Below are 20,932 nucleotides of genomic sequence, written 5' to 3'. Positions count from 1 at the left end.
GATGCCCGACGGCCTCGCGCAACTCGACCGCTACCTGGACCGCCTCACCCTCCCCACCGGCGCACTGGTGATCTTCGACCGGCGCCCCGAAGCCCCGCCATGGAAGGAACGAGGCGCTTTCGAGCAGGCGACCACACCATCCGGCCGCCAGGTCACCGTTCTGCGGGTGTGACAGGTGCTTTGTCTTCCGGCTCGCACGCGACTTGATCAGGCCGCAGCGAGCGCTTGAAGCAGGCGGTACGCGGAGCCGAGGACACGCGTCAGAGCCAGCTCGCACGGACGCTGGTGGCTGATTCGCTGCCGGCCGGGGCGCTCAAGGCTTCGGTTCGTACGGTGTCGAGCAGGCGGGCGACGGCCTCCACGATCTCCGGCGCACGTTCGCGCAGGCCCGTCACGTCGCCGGGGCTGACCTCGTCCAGTCCGACCCCGGCCTGTGCCAGCACCGCTTCCGGGTCGGCCAGCCGCTCCTGCAGCCACTTCAGCGGCTCCTTCGACAAGCGCTCGTCGAACACCCGCCGCCCCGGCTCCCACCCGTTGACGCCCGGGTGGTGATGGGTGCGGTCGAAGCTGCCCGGTGCCGAGGAGACCGACTCCAGCAGGTCGACTCGCCAGATCGGCTGATCGACGGTGATGGGGCGGGCCGAGTAGATCGAGCCCTTGAGCTCCCCGGACTCCAGCCGTCGTAGCTCGAGTCGTACCCCTCGCTCGGCCCCCTCCTGGCCGGGCTCGGGCTCGGGGTCGACGAAGTAGATGTCGCTCACGGCCACGCCGAGCTGCTCGAAGCCGAACAGGTAGAGCATGGAAGACCACGTCCTTCACAGGTGTCGGGCATACCTCCTGCCAACGTAACATCGCCGCCCACACGTGCTGAGCGTGGCATATCGTGAAGTTCCCGCGAGGAGCCGGTATGTACGTGATCGCCACCGCCGGGCACGTCGACCACGGGAAGTCCACGCTGGTACGCGCGCTGACGGGCATCGAGCCCGACCGCTGGGCCGAGGAGCGCCGCCGTGGCATGACCATCGACCTCGGCTTCGCCTGGACCACGCTGCCCTCGGGGCGCAGGCTGGCGTTCGTGGACGTGCCGGGGCATGAGCGGTTCGTCACCAACATGCTCGCCGGGGTGGGGCCGGTGCCGGCGGTGATGTTCGTGCTGGCGGCGGACCAGGGGTGGCAGGCGCAGTCGCAGGAGCACTGGGAGGCGATCGAGGCGCTCGGCGTGCGGCGGGGGCTGCTCGTGGTGACCCGGTGCGACCTGATGGATCCGGCGCTGGCGCTGGAGGAGGCCAGGGAGCGGGTGTCCTGGCCGGCGGTCATGGTGAGCGGCAGGACCGGGGAAGGGGTCGACGACCTCCGGCGCGGGCTCGACCTGCTGGTGTCCTCACTACCGCCGCCCGACCCCATGGCTCCGGTACGGCTCTGGATCGATCGGGCCTTCACCGTCAAAGGAGCCGGGACGGTGGTCACCGGCACGCTGGCGGCCGGGAGGATCAGGGCCGGGGACGTGCTCGATCTGGATGGGGAGCGGGTGCGGGTCAAGGCGTTGCAGGTGATGGAGGAGCCGGTGGAGGAGGCCGGGGCCGTGGCCCGGGTCGCGGTCAATCTGCGGGGGGTCGAGCGCGAGCGGGTGGCCCGGGGGAAGACGTTGCTCACGCCCGGGGCTTGGGTGGAGAGCGGAGTGGTTGACGTACGCCTGGCTGGGGCTGGGGCTGGGGCTGGAACTGGGGCCGGGGCCGGGGCCGGGGCTGGTGGCGGGGTCGCGATGGGCAGTGGTGGCGGGGGTGTGCCGCGGGAGGCCGTGCTTCATATCGGGTCGGCTTCGGTGCCGGTGAAGGTGCGTGCCCTCGGGGCCGGTGGCTTGAGTACGAGGGCGGCGCGCCTGACGTTGGCGAGGCCGCTGCCGCTGCGCGTCGGTGACCGGGCGCTGCTGCGGTGCTCCGGGCAGCCGATCGCCGGCGTGCTGGTGCTCGATGTGCGGCCCCCGGCGCTTCGCCGCAGAGGCGCGGCGGCCGGACGGGCGGCCGAACTGGCGCCGTTCGTCTCAGCTGAGACTCGATCGGAGGGCTCCGTCTTGCCTGATGCCGTTACCGTGCTCGGCTGGCGTGGAGTCGTGCGGCGGTCCGAGTTGGCCGCGATGGGGCTCGATCCTCGTCAGCTGGAGGCGCCCGGCGCGGGGGACTGGCTGGTGGACGGCGGGCTGTGGAAGGAGCTGGCGGAGCGGCTGGGGGCGATCGTGGCAGAGGAGCCGGGCGTTCCGGTGGACGCCGCCAGGACCGCTCTCGGCCTACCGGCACGCGAACTCGTCGAGGAGCTGGTCAAGGCGCGCCCGCCGCTGCGGGTGGCCGATGGGCGGATCGACGCGGGGGGCGTGCCTGACGCGGTGACGGAGGCGGTCGAGCGGCTGCGGGACGAGATGGCCGGGAAGCCGTACCAGGCGCCGGAGGCGGCGCGGCTGCCTGAGCTGGGACTCACGCGGCAGGTGGTGGCGCTGGCCGCGCGGGCGGGGCTGGTGTTGCGGCTCGCCGATGGGGTCCTGTTGTTGCCGGGGGCCGATGCCGACGCGGTGCGGATCCTGGCGGGGCTGCCGCAGCCGTTCACGGCCGGCGACGCGCGCACCGCGCTCGGCACGAACCGCCGCGTCGTGATCCCGCTGCTGGAGCACCTGGACCGGCTCCACCTCACACGCCGCATCGACGACCGGTTACGGATGGTGGAGACGTCATGACGGTCAAGGTTGGGGTCGTGCTGCCCAGGCCGCAGGGTGACCCGGGGGAGTGGCTTTCCGAAGCGGTGGCGTTCGAGGCCGCCGGGGCCGATGCCCTCTGGGTGGAGCATGGCGCGAAGCCCGTGCTGGATCCGCTCACACTGGCGGCCGCGCTGGCCGCTGTCACGTACCGATCGATGCTGGTCGTGGCCGTCGTTCGGGACTGCGACGAGCACGCGCTGGAGACGGTGGAGCGGCTGAGCAGGGGGCGGCTCGTGCTGATCACCGGCCCAGGGGAGAGCACGGCCGAGGGCGGCAGGTGGGTGCCGGTGGCGGTGCCGAGCGGGCGGGCGGCGTGGCGGGAGACGTTGAGGCAGGCGGGTGAGCGGGGGGACCATGGAGTGCTGGTGCCCGCCGACCCCCGGCTGCTCGACCTCCTGCGCAACCCCGACGACCCCGGCGGCCGGCACGACCTCCAACTCGCGCAGGGATGAAAAGGGTCTGGACGATGGGACGGCCGGATCATACGGTGAAGAGACGGTACCCACGGCTGGAGCTGAGGGGAGTCCGGCATGGAGGTCAGCCGACGGCGGTTCCTGAGTATCGGCCCGGTGGGTGTGCTGGGCGGTTCGGCGCTGGGGTTCGATCTGACCGCGTCGATCAGCGTCAAGCAGCGGTTGCGCATCGAGGGGGCCACGCTGTCCCACTCGCTCTGCCCGTACTGCGCGGTCGGGTGCTCGATCGTCGCGTACACGAAGAAGGCGGCGGGCGGTAGGACGGAGCTGCTGCAGATCGAGGGCGATCCGGACAGCCCGGTCAACGAGGGGACGTTGTGTCCCAAGGGAGCCACGTCGCTGCAGCTCGCGGTCTCGCGGAGGCGGGTGGCGCATCCGCTCTACCGCGCGCCAGGAGCGGCCGAGTGGAAGCAGGTCTCCTGGGAGTTCGCGCTCGACCGCCTGGCCAGGAACATCAAGGCGTCGCGTGATGCCACGTTCGTCACCCAGGACGCCGACGGGAACGTCGTCAACCGCTGCGAGGGCATCGCCTTCGCCGGCGGGGCGGCGTTCAGCTCGGAAGAGGGATATCTCGCCACGAAACTGATGAGGGGGCTGGGCCTGGTTCACCTCGAACAACAGGCCCGTGTTTGACACGGTCCCACGGTGGTCAGTTTGGCTGCCACGTTCGGCCGAGGGGCCATGACCAACCATTGGCGTGACATCAGGCACGCCGATCTCATCCTGGTCAACGGGGCCAACCCCGCCGAGGCACATCCGGTGGGCTTCCGCTGGCTGATGCGCGCCAAGCTCGACAGGGGCGCGAAGATCATCCATGCGGATCCGCGGTTCACGCGGACGTCGGCGGTGGCGGACACCTACATCAGGATCAGGACGGGCACCGACGTCGCCTATTTCGGCGGGCTCATCAACTACGTTCTGGCCAATCGTCTCCATCACGACGACTACGTGCGCTGGGCCACCAACGCCGGGTTCGTGGTCAAGGAGGGGTACGCGTTCAAGGACGGCATGTTCAACGGCTTCGACAGCGAACAGGGCGTCTACAACACCAAGCTGTGGGCGTACGAGACCGATGGGGACGGCCACGCCAGGATCGACCTCGACCACCCGCGCTCCGTGCTCAACCTGCTGCGCGCCCACTACCAGCGCTACGACCCCGACACCGTGGCCCGCATCACCGGCATCCCGCGCGAGCAGTTCCTGCAGGTCGCCAGGCAGGTCGGCGAGATGGGACGGCCGGACAAGGTCATGACCATCGTGTACGCCGTCGGCCTCACCCACCACACCACCGGCGTGCAGCTCATCCGCTCGGGAGCCATCCTGCAACTGCTGCTCGGCAACATGGGCCGCCCCGGCGGCGGCATGAACGCCGAACGCGGCCACGCCAACATCCAGGGCAACACCGACCACGCCATCTCCTGGGACATCCTGCCGGGCTACCTGAGGATCCCGGCTCCCGGACAGAAGGACATCAAGGCGTACGTAGGGGAGAGCGCCAGCGTCAAACAGCACCCCAGAGCGGTGAACTTCTTCGGCGAGAACTACCGCCCCTTCCTGGTCAGCCTGCTCAAGTCCTGGTACGGCGACGCCGCCACGAAGGACAACGAGTTCGCCTTCGACTACCTGCCCAAACCGGCCGCCAACGCCTCCTGGATCTCGATCTTCGACCAGGCGCTGAGGGGCAAGATGCAGGGCGTCATGTTGTCCGGGATGACCGCGACCAGCATCGGCCCCGACTCCAACCAGGTGCTCCAGGCGCTGGCGAAGCTCAAGTGGTTGTGCGTCATGGACCCGTTCGCCACCACCAGCTCGGAGTTCTGGCAGGCCCCCGGCATGGACCCGGCCAAGATCCAGACCGAGGTGTTCATGCTGCCCGCCACCCACTGGATCGAGAAGGACGGCTCGTTCACCAACAGCGGCCGCTGGGTGCAGTGGAAGGAGCAGGTGCTGCCGCCCGAGGGCGACGGCAGGCACGACCACTGGATCCTCTCGGAGCTCTTCCAGCGGGTACGCGATCTCTACCGGTCCCAGGGCGGCACGTTCCCCGACCCGGTGCTGAAGCTGATGCTGCCGTACCGGAACCCGGGGAAGCCCGAGCTGGACGAGATCGCGCAGGAGATCAACGGCCGGGACCTCAGGAGCGGCAAGCGGCTGATGACCTTCGCCGACCTCAAGGACGACGGCACCACCAGCGCGGGAGACTGGATCTACACCGGCCACTACCCGGAGGCCGGCAACCTGGCCAAGCGGCGCGACGGCGTGCAGGACCCGGCCAGGAACGACCCCACCGGCATGGGCCTCTACCCGAACTGGGCGTGGAGCTGGCCCGCCAACCGCCGCATCCTCTACAACCGCGCCTCCGCCGACGAGAACGGCCGCCCCTGGGACCCCGAACGTCCCGGAATCGCCTGGGTCAACGGCCAGTGGGTGGGCGACGTGCCCGACTACCCGGCGGCGGCCGCCCCCGGGCCGGACGCGCCGCTGCCGTTCATCATGACCGGCGAGGGCGTCGGCCGCCTGTTCAGCAACGCGGTGGCCGACGGGCCGTTCCCCGAGCACTACGAGCCCATCGAGTCGCCCATCGCCAACCCGCTGCACCCCCAGGTCTCGGCCACCCCCGCGGCCTTCAGGTACGACGAGCGCGCCGGACGCCCCAACCGCTTCGGCACCGTCGCCGACTTCCCGTACGTCGCCACCTCCTACCGCCTCACCGAGCACGAGCACTACGTCACCCAGAACGTCGAGCACCTGGTCCAGCTGCAGCCGGAGGCGTTCGTCGAGGTGCCCGCCGAGCTGGCCGAGGAGAAGGGCATCAAGACGGGCGACCGGGTGCGGGTGTCGTCCATGCGCGGCAAGCTGGAGGTGCGGGCGGTGGTGACCAGACGGCTCGGGCCGCTGGAGATCGACGGCAGGCGGGTCTACCAGATCGGCATCCCGATCCACTGGGGGTTCGTCGGGATCAACACGGGGCAACACTGGCTGGCCAACGCCCTGACCCCGTTCGTGGGGGATGCCAGCGCGCGGACGCCGGAGTACAAGGCGTTCCTGGTCAACATCGAGAAGCTCTGATGTACGGGCGGGAGCGGGCCGAGGAGCTGCGGGAGCGCTATCCGCACGCCGCGGAGATCTTCGGGCTCTACCTGGCGCTGGTGGAGGTGTGGGAGTCGGCCGCCGTTCCCGAAAAGGGGGCGCTGGAGTGGGCGGCGGCGCACGTCCTGCCCCGGGTCCTGACGGCCACCGCGACCGCCGGGCCGCGCCCGCTCGCCGACGCGATCACCGGGGCGAAGGTGCACGACGGGCTGCTGGCCGCGTGGCTGGCGGAGGAGGAGCTCACCCCGATCGAGCGGTACGTCGCCCGCGCCACGATGCGCGTCGTCCCCGTCAAGAAGGGACAGGGCGAGGAGAAGACGGGGAAGTGTCCTCATTGCGGAGGACCGCCGCAGGTCAGCTTCCGCACGGCGAGCGAGGACCCGCTGGTCAGCGGCCGGCGCATGCTGGCCTGCGCCAGATGCCCGGATGAATGGAACTTCTCCGCCACCACCTGCCCGAACTGCGGCGAGAACGGCAAACGCACGGTCCACGCCGAAGCCCGGCTCAAGTCTCCCCAGGTCGGCCGCGTCACCCCGTCAGGCGACGCGGTCTTCCCGCACCTCCGCGCCGAGTCCTGCCAGACCTGCCACCGCTACCTGATCGACGTCGACCTGGGCCAGGATCCCAGGGCGGTGCCGCGGGTGGACGAGCTGGCCGCGGTGCCGATCGACCTGCACCTGGCCGACCAGGGCTACACCAAGATCACGCCCAACCTGATGGGGTTCTGAGATGCCGAACATCGCACCGGGCCAGGCGTACGGGTTCTTCACCGACACCAGCGTGTGCATCGGCTGCAAGGCCTGCGAGGTGGCCTGCAAGCAGTGGAACCAGCTGGACGGCAACACCCCGTCGTTCCTGGACGGCTTCGACAACACCGGCAGGCTCGACGCCCAGACCTGGCGGCACGTCCAGTTCCACGACAACGTGCCCGACGAGAGCGTCACCGAGGGCAACGGCAAGGCCTGGCTGATGATGTCGGACGTCTGCAAGCACTGTCAGCAGGCCAGTTGCATGGAGGTCTGCCCGACGAACGCGATCATCCGTACCGAGTTCGACACCGTCTTCATCCAGCCCGACGTCTGCAACGGCTGCCGCGACTGCATCGCGGCCTGCCCGTACGACGTGATCGGCGCCGACGCCATCACCGGCGTCGCGCAGAAGTGCACGCTCTGCTACGACCGCCTCCAACACGACATGACCCCCGCCTGCGCCAAGGCCTGCCCCACCGAGTCGATCCAGTTCGGCCCGGTCTCCGAGCTGCGCAGGACGGCGGCCAAGCGGCTGGGGATCCTGCGCGCGCAGGGCGTCACCGAGGCCCGGCTCTACGGGCACGACGAGAAGGTGTACGGCGGCCTGAACGCGTTCTTCCTGCTCATGGACAAGCCCGAGAAGTACGGCCTGCCCGACGAGCGCAACGCCGTCCTGCCCAGCCGCAACAACGTGCCCGGCTACCTGACCGCCGCCGTCACGGCCGTGCTGGGCGTGCTCGGCGGCCTGATCGCGCTGCGCCGCCGCAAGGAGAAGGTGGAGGAGGCCGCCGATGGGTGACGTGCAGCACTTCGCGGGGCCTCCCGACTGGCTCTGGTACATCCTGTTCTACTTCTTCCTCGCGGGCCTGTCCGGCGGCTCGTACGTGCTGGCCACCCTGCTCAGGCTGCGCGCCGCCCCGGGGGACGAGCCGATGGCCAGGATCGGCTACTACGTCGCCTTCCCGCCGATGCTCATCGCGCCGCTGCTGCTCACGCTCGACCTCGGCCAGCCGCTGCGGCTGTGGCACATGATGATCAACACCACCCCCGGCCACCTGGGGCTCAACTTCAAGTACTGGTCGCCGATGTCGGTCGGAGTGTGGGCGCTGCTGGCGTTCCTGGCGATCACCTTCGTGTCGTTCGCGGCGGCGCTCGCACGGGACGGGAAGGTCCGGCTGCCGGTCGTCGAACGGCTGGACGGCCGGGTCCTCAACGTCGTCGGGTCGTTGTTCGGGCTGTTCATCGCCGGGTACACGGGCGTGCTGCTGTCGGTGTCGAACCAGCCGGTGTGGAGCGACACGTGGGCACTCGGCGGGCTCTTCCTGGCCTCGGGACTGGCCGGGTCGGCGGCGCTGATGTCGCTCCTGGCCCGCTACCGGCCCGGCGCGCGGCCCAGCACGCCCATGTTGTCGGTCTCGGAGCGGCTGTACGCGCTGCTGGAGCTGGCGCTGATCGTGGTGTTCGCGCTGACGCTCTTCGCCGCGGGGACGCAGGAGATCGTCTTCGGCCTGCCGTGGCTGGCACTGTGGGTGGTGGTCCTGGCGGGGCTGCTGCCCGGCCTGTACGGGCTGGCCACAGAACGCCTGTCGGCCCCCACGGTCGCGCTGCGCTACACGGTCGTGCTGCCCCTGCTGGTGCTGGCCGGGGGGCTCGCCCTGCGGGCCGCCGTCATCTTCAGCGTCCAGCTCTGACCAGCGTCTCGACCAGGAAGGAGACGAGCCGGTCGTTGTCCACGCCGTCGAGCACGTCGATGGGCTCGATGTCGGGCAGGCGCAGGCCGGTGGCGCGCTGGACCCGGCCGGAGGCGTCCCATTCGATCGGGCGGGCGCGGGTCAGCGTGCCGCGCAGCTCGACGTCCACGCGGACGCGGTGCCTGGTGGCCAGTCCGGGCTCCAGCAGGACGGCGACGGCGAGCGGGTCGTGCAGGTGGCAGCCCGGCAGGCCGCGCGCCTCGGCGACCCAGCGGATCCACGGGCGGGTGGTGTCCGCGAGGTAGCCGGCCAGCGGGCCGTGGCCCTGGAGGCGGTCGATGTCGGCGAGGGTCAGCGTGGTGAGGCGGGTGACGTCGTACGGGACGAGGGTGATCGGCGCCCCGCTCGTCAGCACGGCGTGGGCGGCCTCGGGGTCGTAGCCGAAGTTGAGCTCCTGCAGCAGGCCGGGCACGGCGAAGCCGCCGCCCATGATCGTGAGCGAGGCCAGCTCGGTGGCGATCTGCGGGCGCAGCCGCAGCGCCAGGGCGACGTTGGTCAGCGGGCCCACGGCGACCAGGTGAATCTCTCCGGGGGAGGCGGCCACCCGCCGCACGATCTCCTCGGCGGCGACGGGATCGCCCGCGGCGGCCTGGGGAGTGGCGGGGACGTCGCGCCACAGGTCTCGGGCGCGTTGCGTGTCGCGGCGGCCGTCCAGGTCGGCCCGCCACGGTGCCGGGTCCTCCACCAGCGGGGCCGCCGCCCCAGGGAGGACCGGCACGTCGCGGGCGCCCGCGCGGTCGAGCAGATCGTGTGCCACCGCGACACCGACGTCGCGCGGCGTGTTCCCGGCGACCACGGTGACCGCCTCCAGGGTGACGTCGGGCGCGGCCAGCGCCAGGCCCAGCGCGAGCCCGTCGTCCACATCCGAGGCGGGGATCGTGTTGCCGGGGTCGCAGTCGATGATGACGCGCATGAGTCTCCCTGTCCGGTGGTGTACGGTCGCTATTCCTTCGTACCGCTGCTGGCCAGCGAGGCCGTGAACTGGCGCTGGAAGATCAGCAGGACGAGCAGCGGCACGCCCGCCGCCAGGATCGCCCCGGCGAACATCTGCCCGTAGTCCACGCCCAGCTCACCGGCGAAGTCCGCGATCGCCACCGGCGCCACCTTCATCGCCGGGTCGGGCGCGATCAGCAGCGGCCACAGGAACGACTGCCACTGGAACACGAACACCACCAGCCCCGCCCCGACCAGCGACGGCCGCGACAACGGCAGGTAGATGTGCCGGAACACGCCCCACCACGACAGCCCGTCGATGCGCGCCGCCTCCGCCAGCGACGGCGGGATGTTCAGGAAGAACTGCCGCAGCAGGAAGATCGCCAGGCCGCTGCCGATGCCCGGCAGCACGAGCCCGATGTAGGTGTTCTGCATCTCCATCGCCCGGAACGTGGTCGCCAGCGGAATGGCGATGGCCTCGAACGGGATGAGGAAGCTCAGCACCAGCACCCCGAACAGCGCCCCGCGCCCGGGAAAGCGCAGTACGGCGAGCGCGAAGGCGGCGGTGGCCGACAGGAACGTGCCCAGCACGACGCTGAGGAAGGCGACGATCACCGAGTTGATCAGCGCCCAGTGGAACTCGCCGCTGAGCAGGGTGACGAAGTTGTCGAGCGTGACGGTCTCGGGGATCAGCGTGTGCCAGGACAGCGGGTACAGGTAGCGGAAGACCTCCTCGCTGGGCCGCAACGCCGAGCTCAGCGCCCACACCAGCGGCAGCACCGACAACACCGCCGCCGGGATCGCGATCCACAGTGCCCGCCGCCCGGAGCGCGCCTCTGACTTCGTCGTGGCCTCGGCCGCCATGTCAGTCCTTCCCCGGCAGCAGCCGGAACTGCAGCGTCACCACGGCCAGCACGATCGCGATGAGCACGACGGTCCCGGCCGACGCGGTGGCCATGTCACCGGTGACGTACGCGCGCTCGAACACCTGGTTCATGATCAGGTCCGTGGAGCCCTGGGGGCCGCCCTGGGTCAGGATCTGGACCGGGGCGAAGACCAGGAAGTTCGACACCGTGTCCGCGACCAGCACGAACATCAGGGGACGGCGCAGACCGGGCAACGTGACGTACCGGAAGCTGCGCCACGGGCCGGCGCCGTCGATGCCCGCGGCCTCGTACAGGCTCTTCGGGATGTCCTTGATCCCGGCCACCAGGAACGTCATCCAGTAGCCCACCCCGACCCAGCTGCACACCACGATGATCGACAGCAGCGCGGTCCTGGGGCTGATCAGGAAGGGGACGCTGGGCAGGCCCAGGGCGTTCGCGACGGCGTTGAGCGGGCCCTCGGGGCGGAAGGCGACGGCCCAGACGATCGCCGAGACCGTCTGCGGCACCGCGACCGGCAGCAGGATCAGCGTGCGCCACAGCCCGACGGCCGGCACCCGCTTGCTCAGCGTGACCGCCAGCCACAGCGCCAGGGCGATCTGCAGCGGGTTGACGATGACGCTGAACAGGAGCGTGACCTTGAGCGAGTTCAGGAAGGTCGCGTCGGCGAACAGCCGGCTGAAGGTGTACCAGAACGGGCGGTTCTCGGGCGGCTCCAGCGACGTGACGATGGCGCTGATGGAGGGCCACAGCCGCAGCAGCGCCAGGGCGATGACGGCGGGCAGCAACATGAAGGCCGCCGTCGTCCACATGGAGCGCCGCGCCGATCTCGCCGGGGGCTTCGACGTCATGGGTTTCCTGCCGGTTCGAGGTCGCGGTAACGCTGGAGGAGCTGGTCGAGCCGTTCCTGGGCGGTGCGCAGGGACTCGGCCACGTCCGCGCCGTTGCGGATGTCGGAGAACGTCTTGTTGATCGTCGTCTCGAAGTCCACGTAGCCGACGGTGCGCGGGCGGTGCCGGGCGGTCGTGTCGAGCTCGCGGGTCAGCAGTTCCTTGAACCCGGTGACGGAGCCGCCGCCGCTCTTGACGGTCTGGTCGACGTACCGGTCATAGGCGACCTTGTTGGCCGGCGGGAGCGTCTGCTTCCCCGTGGTCGCCAGCGCGCCGGCGGAGTCCAGCGACAGGAAGCGCGCGAACTCGCGCGCGTCCTGGGGATGGGCGCTGTACGCGCTGATGCCGACGGCCCACGAGTCGGTCGGGGTGACCGGTTTGCCGCCGGCGAAGTACGGGTGGGGCGCGATGCCGAAGTTCAGGCCCTTGGTCTTCACGAACTGGCCGATGCGGCCGGGGCCGCCGACGAAGTACGCGAGCTGGCCGGAGGCGAACACCTCGGGCATCTGCTGGGGGTCGATGCCGCGCGGGGCCAGGCGGGAGGAGTGCAGGCCCGCGTACCAGTCCATGACCCGCTTCCACCCGGCGTTGTCCACGTCGGGCCGGAGCCCGCCGGGCCCGGTCAGCCCGTCGCCCGCGCCGGCGGAGGCCAGCACGGGCTGGAGCTGGTAGTACCGGTCCACCTGGTCGAACCCGACCCCGTAGCGCGCTCCCGCCTGCTGCGCCTTGCGCCCCTGCTCCACCACCTGCTCCCAGGTCAGGCGGTCCTCCGGTCCCGGCGCCTGGACGCCGGCCTTGGCGAGCAGGTCGCGGTTGTAGAACAGGAACGCGCTGGAGGTCCACAGCGGGTACGCCCACACCTTCCCGTCCCAGCTCACCGAGTCGAGCGCGGGCTTGACCACGGCCTGACCGATGGCGTCGGCGTCGTCGCTGACGTCCACCAGGAAGCCGCGCGAGGCCTGACTCGGCACCCGGGGCGGGTCGGCGGCGAAGACGTCGATCGACGGGTCCTGCGCGCCCACCCTGGCCTGGACCTGCGCGTTCAGGTCGTCGAACGGCACGGGCTGCTCTTCGACGCGCACGTCGGGGTGCCGCTCCTCGAACAGCTTGATGGCCGCGTCGAACGTGCCGGTGGGCTGGGAATGGAGGAATCGGATGATCCGGGCACCATCGGCCGCGGTCGTGCTGCTCGTGCGGCCTACGCATCCCGTCGTGGCCGCGAGGACCAGGACGAGCACGGCGGCCAGCGTGCGACGGTGGGCGGCGGAACGGGTGATGACGTACTCCCTGCCGCTTCGGGCGGCTGACTTCGTTCGGTGACTTGTTCTGACACATGACGTTAACCGCATAATGTCCCAGCCCACAAATCGCCGCGGGTCGCCGCCCGACCGGTCAGGGTTCGACGAGGCCGGCGCGGATGGCGTACCGGGTCAGCTCCAGGCGGTCGCGCATCCCGAGCTTCTGCAGGATGTTCGCCCGATGCCGGTCCACCGTCTTCACGCTGATGACCAGCGTCTCCGCGATCTCCTTGGCCGAGTTGCCCTCCGCGATCAGCTTGACGATCTCCTCCTCCCGCGGCGTCAGGATGCTCTCGGGCATGCGCTCGCCCTCCCGGTCCCGCTGCAGGTAGTCGCGGATCAGCGCGGTGACCGCCCCCGGGTACAGGAACGGCTCCCCGCGCATCGTGGCCCGGCACGCCTCCAGCAGGTCCTGGTCGGCGACCGACTTGAGCACGTAGCCGGACGCCCCGACCTTGAGCGACTCGAAGAAGTACTGCTCGTTGTCGTACATGGACAGGATCAGGATGCGGATGCCGGGCGCCCGCCTGGAGATCTCCCTGGCCGCCTGGAGGCCGGTCATGCGCGGCATCGCGATGTCGAGGATGGCCAGGTCGACCTCCTCCTCCGCGGCCGCCGCCACGGCCTGCGCGCCGTCGGCGGCCTCGGCGACCACCTCCAGGTCGGGCTCGGCGTCGAGGATCAGCCGCAGCCCCCGGCGGACCAGCGCGTGGTCGTCGGCCAGCAGGATCCGGGTCTTGTTCACGTGGTCGTGCTCCGATCCGAAGGGATGACGAGGCTGACGCGGGTGCCCTCGCCCGGCGGGGAGTCGACGGTCAGGCGGGCGCCGATGAGCAGGGCGCGCTCGCGCATGCCCCTGATCCCCGCGCCGTCCTGGTGCGCGCCGCCCCGCCCGTTGTCGCCGACGCGCAGGACCAGGTGGCCGTCCTCGGTGGTGAGCGACAGCTCCGCGCGGGTGGCGCGGGCGTGCCTGGCGATGTTGGTCAGGCTCTCCTGCGCGATCCGGTACAGGACCAGCTCGACGTCCGCGCCCAGGGGCGGCAGGTCGGGCTGGATGGTGCGGGTCACCGGGATGCCGCCCATCTGGGAGACGTCGCCGGCCAGGGCGCTGAGCGCGCTGTGCAGCCCGAGATCCTCCAGTACGCCGGGGCGCAGGCGGCGGGCGACCTGGCGTACCTCGTCGAGGCTCGCGCGTACGGTCTCCTGCACGCCGTGCAGCTCCCCCCGCAGGTCGGCGGGGGCGCGGTCCACCACCCGCTTCAGCCCCAGGAGCACCACGGTCAGGCTCTGGCCGATCTCGTCGTGCAGTTCGCGGGCGATGCGCTGGCGCTCGCCCTCCTGCGCGGCCAGCGCGTGCGCGCTGCTGGCGCTGCGCTCGGCCTCCAGCCGGTCCAGCATCGCGTTGAACGTGTCGATCAGGTGGGTCAGGTCGCTGTTGCCGTTGTCGGCCAGCCGGTCGCCGGTGCGCAGCAGGTCCACCCGCTGCATCAGCGTCGTCAGCGCGTCCAGCGGGGCCAGGCTGCGGCGCAGCAGCAGCGCGTTGGCGCCCAGCATCACCGCCAGCCCCACCAGCAGCACCGGCACCTCGGCCCACACGACCGGCGCGGAGACGGTGGCGGGGGAGACGGCGAGCACGAGCGTTCCCGCCGCGAACACCAGCCCGTTGATCAGCACCAGCCGCCGGAACAACGCCTGAGCCGGGGGCCGCGGCGCACCCCCCGCCCATTCTGCGCGGTCGTTCATCACATCAGCCTGTTCGTCGCCACCTGCGGTTGTCCATGCGGCCTGACCCCCATTCGTACGGCCGCCTCTACATGTTCTATCCCTGCCCAGATGGGTGTCGTACCCGATGGTGGCCCGGCGCGCCCGCCCCGAGACTGGAGCGGAGCCGGATAGGAGTCAGCGACATGGACGTCGACCGAACGACCGCAGAGATCGCCGGAGCGGCGTCATGACCTGGCCGGGGACACCGGATCGACTCGTCGAACGGGATGATGTCATGAATGCCGGCAACATCGCCGTGAACCTGCCCACGGTGACCGCGCACGATCCCGTCGCCAAGGCCGTACGGATCATGGCGCTGGGCCGGATGCCCGGCCTGATCGTCGTGGACGGCAGGGGACGGCCGTCGAGCGTGCTCCCTGGCACGCAGGTGCTGCGGCTGGCGGTGCCGGGGGCCTACCAGGAGGATCCGGTGCTCTGCCGGACGATCGACGAGGCGCACGCCGACCTGTTCTGGGGTGAGCTGGGCGAGCTGACGGTGGGCGACTGCCTGCCGAGCCGGCCCGCCACCCCGGCGACCGTGCCGCCCGACGCGACGCTGCTCGAAGTGGCGGCCCTCATGGCCAGGCTGCGCAGCCCGATCGTCGCGGTCGTCGGCCGCGACGGCGTGCTCATCGGGGCGATCACCCTGGAGCGGCTGCTGACCAGCCTCGCCCTCTCCGGCTCGGACGACTGACCCACCCTGACCGACCGGGCGCGCCCCAGCCGGGGCCCGCCCGGCTGCCGCATGCCCACCGTACGGAGGACTTCGCCGTGTACGCCCATCCCCTTGTCATGCCGTCATGCCCTGAGCACCACTCCGCGCACGCCGGACCGCCAGGGCGACGCGGATGAGCGCCTTCGCCGCACTGGCGATCTTCCTGGTGGCCTTCTTCTTCATCGCCACCGAGAAGGCGAACAAGGTCAAGGTGGTGCTCATCGCCGCCGGGCTGATGGCCGTGCTGGGCCTGATCCCGGGCGCGGAAGTGTTCTTCTCCGAGCACGAGGGCATCGACTGGAACGTCATCTTCCTGCTGCTCGGCATGATGATCATCGTGGGGATCATCAAGCAGACGGGGGTCTTCGACTACCTCGCCATCTGGGCCGCCAAGAAGTCGAAGGGCCGCCCGTACCGGCTGATGGTCATGCTGATGGCGATCACCGCCATCGCCTCGCCGTTCCTGGACAACGTCACCACGATCATGCTGGTCGCGCCGGTCACCATCGTGGTGTGCAACCGGCTGCGGATCGCCGCGCAGCCGTACCTGATCGCGGAGGTGCTCGCCTCCAACATCGGCGGCGCGGCCACGCTCATCGGGGACCCGCCGAACATCATCATCGGCAGCCGCGCCGGGCTGACCTTCAACGACTTCCTGGTCCACATGGCGCCCGTCGTGGTGGTCATCTTCGCGGTGTTCGTGCTGTTCACGCGGGTGTTGTTCCGTAACTCCTTCCAGTACAACGCCGAGCACGTGGCCGAGGTGATGGCGCTGCAGGAGCGGCGGGCCATCACCGACCCGCGCCTGCTGGTGCGCTGCCTGGTCGTGCTGGGCGCGGTCGTGGTGGGGTTCGGGCTGCACGCGGTGGTGCACATCGAGCCGTCGATCGTGGCGCTGGTCGGCGCCGGGGTGATGCTGCTGGTCTCGCGGGCGAACGTCTCCGACGTGCTGAGCGAGGTCGAGTGGCCGACGCTGGTGTTCTTCGCGGGGCTGTTCGTCATGGTCGCGGGCCTGGTCCACACCGGCGTGATCGCGTCGATCGGCACGTGGGCCCTGGAGACGCTGGCCGACGACTACTTCGTCGCCGCGACGGCGCTGCTGTTCGGCTCCAGCGCGCTGGGCGCCTTCTTCGACAACATCCCGTACGTCGCCACGACCGCCCCCATCGTCGAGGGCGTGGTCGCCGCGGCCCCCGACCCGCAGATCGGCCAGGCGCTGTGGTGGGCCTTCGCCCTGGGCGCAGACTTCGGCGGCAACGGCACCGCGGTCGCGGCCAGCGCCAACGTGGTGGCCATCGGCATCGCCGCGCGCAACGGACACAAGATCAGCTTCTGGCAGTTCACCCGGTACGGCATCGTTGTCACCATCCTGAGCACGGTGCTGGCCTGGGTCTACGTCTGGATGCGGTACTTCACCTGATCCCGCCCCTGAGGCGGGGCCAGGGAAAGATCAGGGACGTTCACCGATGAGCGGGCCGGGTGCCAGGGGGCATCGTGGCTGGTATGAACCCCGCGAACCGTCTGGCCCAGCTCTCCTTCACCGCCGGCCCGGCCGCCCTGCTCGGCGGCTGGGTCCTCATGCGTCCCACTGAAGGTGATCTCGGGCCCGGCCCCTGGTGGACGGCCGGGCACGCGCTGTGGCTGGCCGGCTTCCTGATGTTCGGCGTGATGATCCTCGCCATGCGGGCCCTGGCGGGTCCGGTGAGGGGTGGCCGCCGGGTGGCGGTGGAGGCCGTGACGGGTGTGGCGTTGTTCGGCGTGGCGGCGAACGTCACGCAACTCGTGATCGACCTGTACGCCGGGCTCACCGCGGTGGACGGTGAGGCGATGCGGGCGCTGCTGGCTCAGGTGAAGGGCTATCCCGGGGTCGAACCCGTCGTCTACACGCCCGGGGGCCAGGTCTTCTTCGGCGCGGTGCTCGCGCTGGCGTTCGTGCTGGCCCTGCTGCGCCGCGTCACGCCCGTCAGCGCCGCCGTCACCGGTGGCGGCGTGGTGCTGCTGGGGGTGGCCACGTTCCAGGAGGGCGGCCAGGGCACGGCCCTGGCGGCCGTGGGCATGGCGGTGATGTGGCTCGGCACGCTGCTGGTGGGCCGTGGCTCCTCCGGCGGCGGCGGCCTCGGCGCGACCACGCCCTCAAAAGCCTGACGAGGAACGGCTCAGCCCCGGCCCGCCAGGCTCCCCCCGGCCCGCCAGGCTCAGCCTCCGGCCGACCAGGCTCAGCGCCCGCCCGGCTCAGCCCTGTCCGGCCGGGCAGGTGCCTTCGTAGGACCGGTCGGGCAGGTAGCGCCGCCACTCCGCCTCGGTGAACGACCGGCCGGCCCGCGCGCACACGGCCCCGACCAGCGGCTCGATCGCCGTCGGCAGCCGGGTCAGCCGCCCGTCCCTGCCGATGGCCAGCACCTCGTCGGACTTGGCGGAGAACGCGACCGACCGAGCGCTGTCCCCGAGTTCCACCGTGGGCCCGACGGCCCGGCCCTCCCGCACGTCCCAGAGGGTGAGCGTCTTGTCCTGCCCGGCGACCGCGAACAGCCGCTCGTCGGGTGAGAACGCCCCGTCCCACAGAGCGCCGTTCAGCCGCAGCCAGTCGCCTGCCTGCGTACCTGTGGCGGTGTCCCAGATGCCGACCTTGCCGGAGAAGTTCACCGCGACCAGCTTCAGGTCAGGGCTGAACCGGACGTCCTCCGTCAGCGCGGGCAGGGGCAGCCGGGCCCCGATCGGCTTGCGGGTCTCCAGGTCCACCAGCTGTAGCCGGCCGGCGTCCAGGCCGACCAGCCGGCCGTCCGCCGTGGCGGTCCAGGCGAGCAGCCGCGGCCTGGGCACCTGCTTGACACGTTTGCCGCCGGGGAGCCCCCAGAGCGTGAAGGTCTTCTCGCCGAGCGTCCAGAGGCCCTTCGACGTGGGCATGACGTTGCCCGGGTCGCTCGCGACGTCGAAGCCCGGGGTGAGGTTCGCCAGCTCGCGCCCCGTGGCGGTGTCGCGGACGCTGACGCGCTCCCCGCGCTTGACGGCCAGCAGCCGGCCGTCAGGGCTGAAGGCGAAGTCGCTGTCATAGTCGTCGAACGCGCCGATCTCCAGGTTCCTGCCGTTCAGCGTGACCTTGGTGGAGCCGAGCGGGTGGATGGCCAGGGAACGGCCGTCGGCGCTCAGGCGCATCGCGTCCACGGGCTTGTCGGAGGGCGGCACCGGCTTGAGCGTGATCACGGTGTCCTCGCTGAGATAGCGCAGCCCGTCGGGGCCGAACGCCCGCGCCGTCACGCCGTCCTCCACCGTGCGGTCGAGCAGCAGCGGCTCGTCGGTGCCCACCCGCCACAGGCTGATCGTCGAGCCGAACATCGCGATCAGCTTGCCGTCCGGGCTGAACAGGGGCTGGGCCGGGTGTTCCTCGCCGGGGACGGCGGCGATCATCTTGCGGGTGCGGGTGTCGTACAGGGTCAGGCCCTCGTCGTCGCTGATGGCCAGGCGGGTGCCGTCGGGGCTGAAGACCGGGATGCTGGGGCAGTCGTCGCAGACGTTCCCGTAGCCGGGCCGCTCCCTGCCTGACTTCAGGTCGTAGATGTGGCGGCCGGAGACTGCGTAGTCGCCGCCGGGGTGCACGGCCGCGGGGACCATCGCGGGCACCGAGCTCGACCTCCCGCTGCGCCAGTCGTAGACCTGCTTGCCCTGCCCGATGGTCACCAGCAGCAGCCCGCCGCTGAACTCGACGGACAGGTCGAGCTCACTCGGCGCGGGCAGACGTCTGCCCACGGGCCGCCCGGTGGACAACTCCCAGAGCCCGACGCCCCGGTCGTCGCCGATGGCCAGCAGCTTGCCGTCCTCGCTGACCGCGGCCTGGCGGAGCTGCCTGCCGGACAAGCCCTTCGGGGCGAAGCCGCCGGTGCGCCGCCCGGACGCCACATCCCACACCCTGACCTCGTCGGGGCTGATGCTGATCAGCGAGCGGCCGTCGGGGGTGAGCGCGCGGACCACGTCGGGGCCCGTGTCCGGGTCGCGGAAGGAGGCGACCGCCGGGTCCGCCGCCGAGGCGATCAGGCTCGACCTGGCCTCCTCGGTGGGCGACAGCCGGCCGGCCGCCGCGCTGAGCAGCATGCCCAGCGTGGGGTCCTTGGGCCGCGCCGTGTCCGCGGCCGCCGCCAGCCTGGCCGACTCGGCGGCGTCGCGCTGCTCGGCCAGCGTGGCGCTCTGCTGCCAGGCCAGCGCGCCCGCCGCCAGGGCCAGCACCAGCAGCACGGCCAGGCCCACCGCCGCCAGCCGGGTGCGCCGCGAGCGCCGCCTGGTGAGCGCGGCCCCGGCCGCCAGGAAGTCGCGTTCGGCCGGGGTGAGCGTGATGTTCCTGCGCCCGGTCGCCGCCCAGGACAGCGCGTCGTCCAGCGTGGTGCCGTGGAACAGGTCGCCGTCCCTGCGCCCGTGGCCGCGCCAGCGCTCGACCGCCGTGCTGATCCTGCGGTGCACGGCCAGCCCGTTCCTGTCGGCCTCGATCCAGGTCCGCAGCCGGGGCCAGGCCAGGGGCAGGGCGGGGCGCAGCAGACGGATCGGGTCGGAGCCGGACACCAGATACGTGAACGCCGCCAGCACCCGCTCCGTCCCGTCAGGCAGCTCGGACCTGCGTGGCTCGCGCAGCGCCAGCTCGCCGTCGTCGGTCACCGTGACCAGCCGCAGGAACAGATCGGGCACCAGCTCCCTGTCGGCGGGGGCGAGCGCGGCGTAGGCGTCTTCGGCGATGACGCCGAGCGCGGGATCGGCGGCGGCGGTGCCGACCCCGCGGCCGTCGTCGGCGCCCTGGGCCAGCAGCCGCGACGTGCTCAGGTCGCCGCCGCCGTTGACCAGCCCGAGCAGCAGCTGGTGCGCGGAGGGCCGCAGGGCGGGGTCCTTGGTGAGCGCGGCGCGCACCGGGCCGCGCAGCGACACGGGCAGGACGCCGAGGTCGGGCTCGTGGGTGAGCACGCGGTGCATGACCGCGCCGAGCGCCTCGCCGGAGAACGGGTCGCGGCCGGTGGCGGCGTACAGGATGATCGCGCCCCAGGCGAACACGTCGGCGGGCGGCCCCGCCCGCTCGCCGGAGAACACCTCGGGCGCCATGTAGCCGGGCGTGCCGGTGACCAGCCCGGTGGAGGTGAGCGACATCTCCAGGGTGCGGGCGATGCCGAAGTCGATCACGCGCGGCCCGTCGGGGCCGAGCAGCACGTTGTCGGGCTTGAGGTCGCGGTGCACGACTCCGGCGTCGTGGATGGCGGTCAGCGCCGTGGCGATCGCGGTGGCCAGGCGGTGCAGGTCGCCGCCCTGGAAGGTACGGCCCGCTGAGCGCAGGTCGGGCCCCTCGACGTATTCGCTGACGATGTACGGCCTGGGCCCCTCCAGATCGGCGCCGAGCACCCTGGCGGTGCAGAAGGAGGCCACCCGCTGCGCCGAGACGGCCTCCTTCGCCAGCCGCTCGCGCAGCACGGGCTGCCCGGCCGGGTCGCCGCGCAGCACCTTGATCGCCACGCGCGTCCCGGCCGGATCGTAGCCCTCATAGACGACCCCCTGGCCGCCGGCGCCGAGGCGGCCGGCCAGCCAGTAGTCACCGAGCCGCTGCGGATCTCCGTCGATGAGTGGGTTGCCCATGCGAGGTTGGACGCCGGCCGGGCCGATCTGGTTGAGCT

At 71.4% G+C, this 20,932-nt stretch carries 18 protein-coding genes; 10 read left to right on the top strand and 8 right to left on the bottom strand.

Going from position 1 to position 20,932, the window contains the following annotated elements:
- Nucleotides 1-260 precede the first annotated feature (260 nt).
- Nucleotides 261-800: a hypothetical protein gene (locus tag ACFPZ3_RS30710; protein ID WP_379517762.1), complete on the bottom strand. Its 540-nt coding sequence runs from the start codon at nt 798-800 to the stop codon at nt 261-263.
- Nucleotides 801-907: 107 nt separating this feature from the next.
- Here ACFPZ3_RS30710 and selB point away from each other — a divergent pair, with 107 nt between their 5' ends.
- The 7 genes from selB to nrfD all read left to right on the top strand — a co-directional run bounded on the left by selB (nt 908) and on the right by nrfD (nt 8,749).
- Nucleotides 908-2,725, top strand: a complete 1,818-nt coding sequence (gene selB, locus ACFPZ3_RS30705; protein WP_379517761.1) for a selenocysteine-specific translation elongation factor — start codon at nt 908-910, stop codon at nt 2,723-2,725.
- Nucleotides 2,722-3,198: a hypothetical protein gene (locus ACFPZ3_RS30700; RefSeq protein WP_379517760.1), complete on the top strand. Its 477-nt coding sequence runs from the start codon at nt 2,722-2,724 to the stop codon at nt 3,196-3,198. Before selB ends, ACFPZ3_RS30700 begins: the two co-directional genes overlap by 4 nt.
- Nucleotides 3,199-3,276: 78 nt before the next feature.
- The gene (locus tag ACFPZ3_RS30695; protein WP_379517759.1) at nt 3,277-3,852 is read left to right on the top strand and encodes a hypothetical protein; all 576 of its coding nucleotides are present in this window, start codon (nt 3,277-3,279) and stop codon (nt 3,850-3,852) included.
- A 12-nt stretch (nt 3,853-3,864) separates the two neighbouring features.
- Complete coding sequence (gene fdnG / locus ACFPZ3_RS30690; RefSeq protein WP_379517758.1) at nt 3,865-6,288, top strand: formate dehydrogenase-N subunit alpha; 2,424 nt, start codon at nt 3,865-3,867, stop codon at nt 6,286-6,288.
- On the top strand, nt 6,288-7,037 hold the full coding sequence (locus tag ACFPZ3_RS30685; RefSeq protein WP_379517757.1) for a formate dehydrogenase accessory protein FdhE domain-containing protein: 750 nt from the start codon (nt 6,288-6,290) through the stop codon (nt 7,035-7,037). Before fdnG ends, ACFPZ3_RS30685 begins: the two co-directional genes overlap by 1 nt.
- 1 nt (nt 7,038) lies before the next feature.
- The gene (locus tag ACFPZ3_RS30680; RefSeq protein WP_379517756.1) at nt 7,039-7,857 is read left to right on the top strand and encodes a 4Fe-4S dicluster domain-containing protein; all 819 of its coding nucleotides are present in this window, start codon (nt 7,039-7,041) and stop codon (nt 7,855-7,857) included.
- Nucleotides 7,850-8,749 (top strand): NrfD/PsrC family molybdoenzyme membrane anchor subunit, encoded by a 900-nt coding sequence (nrfD, locus tag ACFPZ3_RS30675; RefSeq protein WP_379517755.1) that lies wholly within the window; start codon nt 7,850-7,852, stop codon nt 8,747-8,749. The genes ACFPZ3_RS30680 and nrfD overlap by 8 nt, the downstream gene beginning before the upstream one ends.
- Here the strand turns inward: nrfD and ACFPZ3_RS30670 are convergent.
- The 6 genes from ACFPZ3_RS30670 to ACFPZ3_RS30645 all read right to left on the bottom strand — a co-directional run bounded on the left by ACFPZ3_RS30670 (nt 8,733) and on the right by ACFPZ3_RS30645 (nt 14,557).
- Nucleotides 8,733-9,722 (bottom strand): nucleoside hydrolase, encoded by a 990-nt coding sequence (locus ACFPZ3_RS30670; RefSeq protein WP_379517754.1) that lies wholly within the window; start codon nt 9,720-9,722, stop codon nt 8,733-8,735. The genes nrfD and ACFPZ3_RS30670 overlap by 17 nt on opposite strands.
- A 29-nt stretch (nt 9,723-9,751) precedes the next feature.
- Nucleotides 9,752-10,606, bottom strand: coding sequence for a carbohydrate ABC transporter permease (locus tag ACFPZ3_RS30665; protein WP_379517753.1), 855 nt, complete (start codon nt 10,604-10,606; stop codon nt 9,752-9,754).
- 1 nt (nt 10,607) lies between these two features.
- A complete protein-coding gene (locus tag ACFPZ3_RS30660) occupies nt 10,608-11,477 on the bottom strand; it encodes a carbohydrate ABC transporter permease (protein WP_379517752.1) in 870 nt (289 codons plus the stop codon).
- Nucleotides 11,474-12,754 carry a sugar ABC transporter substrate-binding protein gene (locus ACFPZ3_RS30655; protein ID WP_379517751.1) on the bottom strand — a complete coding sequence of 427 codons (1,281 nt, stop codon included), beginning with the start codon at nt 12,752-12,754 and terminating at the stop codon, nt 11,474-11,476. Before ACFPZ3_RS30655 ends, ACFPZ3_RS30660 begins: the two co-directional genes overlap by 4 nt.
- 154 nt (nt 12,755-12,908) lie before the next feature.
- Nucleotides 12,909-13,559, bottom strand: a complete 651-nt coding sequence (locus tag ACFPZ3_RS30650) for a response regulator (protein WP_379517750.1) — start codon at nt 13,557-13,559, stop codon at nt 12,909-12,911.
- Entirely contained in the window at nt 13,556-14,557 is a 1,002-nt protein-coding gene (locus tag ACFPZ3_RS30645; protein ID WP_379517749.1) for a sensor histidine kinase, read from the bottom strand. Before ACFPZ3_RS30645 ends, ACFPZ3_RS30650 begins: the two co-directional genes overlap by 4 nt.
- A gap of 256 nt (nt 14,558-14,813) precedes the next feature.
- Here ACFPZ3_RS30645 and ACFPZ3_RS30640 point away from each other — a divergent pair, with 256 nt between their 5' ends.
- The 3 genes from ACFPZ3_RS30640 (at nt 14,814) to ACFPZ3_RS30630 (ending at nt 17,438) form a co-directional block, all read left to right on the top strand.
- Nucleotides 14,814-15,272, top strand: a complete 459-nt coding sequence (locus ACFPZ3_RS30640; protein ID WP_379517748.1) for a CBS domain-containing protein — start codon at nt 14,814-14,816, stop codon at nt 15,270-15,272.
- 154 nt (nt 15,273-15,426) lie between these two features.
- A complete protein-coding gene (locus tag ACFPZ3_RS30635; protein ID WP_379517747.1) occupies nt 15,427-16,713 on the top strand; it encodes an ArsB/NhaD family transporter in 1,287 nt (428 codons plus the stop codon).
- 83 nt (nt 16,714-16,796) lie between these two features.
- The gene (locus ACFPZ3_RS30630; protein WP_379517746.1) at nt 16,797-17,438 is read left to right on the top strand and encodes a hypothetical protein; all 642 of its coding nucleotides are present in this window, start codon (nt 16,797-16,799) and stop codon (nt 17,436-17,438) included.
- Between the two features lie 87 nt (nt 17,439-17,525).
- Here the strand turns inward: ACFPZ3_RS30630 and ACFPZ3_RS30625 are convergent, their stop codons facing one another.
- Nucleotides 17,526-20,894 (bottom strand): WD40 repeat domain-containing serine/threonine protein kinase, encoded by a 3,369-nt coding sequence (locus ACFPZ3_RS30625; RefSeq protein WP_379517745.1) that lies wholly within the window; start codon nt 20,892-20,894, stop codon nt 17,526-17,528.
- Nucleotides 20,895-20,932 lie beyond the last annotated feature (38 nt).

Source organism: Nonomuraea insulae (genome assembly GCF_042656245.1).
This window is presented reverse-complemented; position numbering and strand designations above follow the sequence as displayed.

Bases quoted from the DNA above. Each gene is read 5' to 3' on its own strand.
- ACFPZ3_RS30660 (WP_379517752.1), bottom strand. From the start codon at position 11,477: ATGACGTCGAAGCCCCCGGCGAGATCGGCGCGGCGCTCCATGTGGACG.
- ACFPZ3_RS30680 (WP_379517756.1), top strand. From the start codon at position 7,039: ATGCCGAACATCGCACCGGGCCAGGCGTACGGGTTCTTCACCGACACC.
- ACFPZ3_RS30640 (WP_379517748.1), top strand. From the start codon at position 14,814: ATGAATGCCGGCAACATCGCCGTGAACCTGCCCACGGTGACCGCGCAC.
- ACFPZ3_RS30630 (WP_379517746.1), top strand. From the start codon at position 16,797: ATGAACCCCGCGAACCGTCTGGCCCAGCTCTCCTTCACCGCCGGCCCG.
- ACFPZ3_RS30665 (WP_379517753.1), bottom strand. From the start codon at position 10,606: ATGGCGGCCGAGGCCACGACGAAGTCAGAGGCGCGCTCCGGGCGGCGG.
- ACFPZ3_RS30710 (WP_379517762.1), bottom strand. From the start codon at position 800: ATGCTCTACCTGTTCGGCTTCGAGCAGCTCGGCGTGGCCGTGAGCGAC.
- ACFPZ3_RS30700 (WP_379517760.1), top strand. From the start codon at position 2,722: ATGACGGTCAAGGTTGGGGTCGTGCTGCCCAGGCCGCAGGGTGACCCG.
- nrfD (WP_379517755.1), top strand. From the start codon at position 7,850: ATGGGTGACGTGCAGCACTTCGCGGGGCCTCCCGACTGGCTCTGGTAC.
- ACFPZ3_RS30670 (WP_379517754.1), bottom strand. From the start codon at position 9,722: ATGCGCGTCATCATCGACTGCGACCCCGGCAACACGATCCCCGCCTCG.
- ACFPZ3_RS30635 (WP_379517747.1), top strand. From the start codon at position 15,427: ATGAGCGCCTTCGCCGCACTGGCGATCTTCCTGGTGGCCTTCTTCTTC.
- ACFPZ3_RS30685 (WP_379517757.1), top strand. From the start codon at position 6,288: ATGTACGGGCGGGAGCGGGCCGAGGAGCTGCGGGAGCGCTATCCGCAC.
- ACFPZ3_RS30695 (WP_379517759.1), top strand. From the start codon at position 3,277: ATGGAGGTCAGCCGACGGCGGTTCCTGAGTATCGGCCCGGTGGGTGTG.
- ACFPZ3_RS30645 (WP_379517749.1), bottom strand. From the start codon at position 14,557: ATGAACGACCGCGCAGAATGGGCGGGGGGTGCGCCGCGGCCCCCGGCT.
- selB (WP_379517761.1), top strand. From the start codon at position 908: ATGTACGTGATCGCCACCGCCGGGCACGTCGACCACGGGAAGTCCACG.
- ACFPZ3_RS30625 (WP_379517745.1), bottom strand. From the start codon at position 20,894: ATGGGCAACCCACTCATCGACGGAGATCCGCAGCGGCTCGGTGACTAC.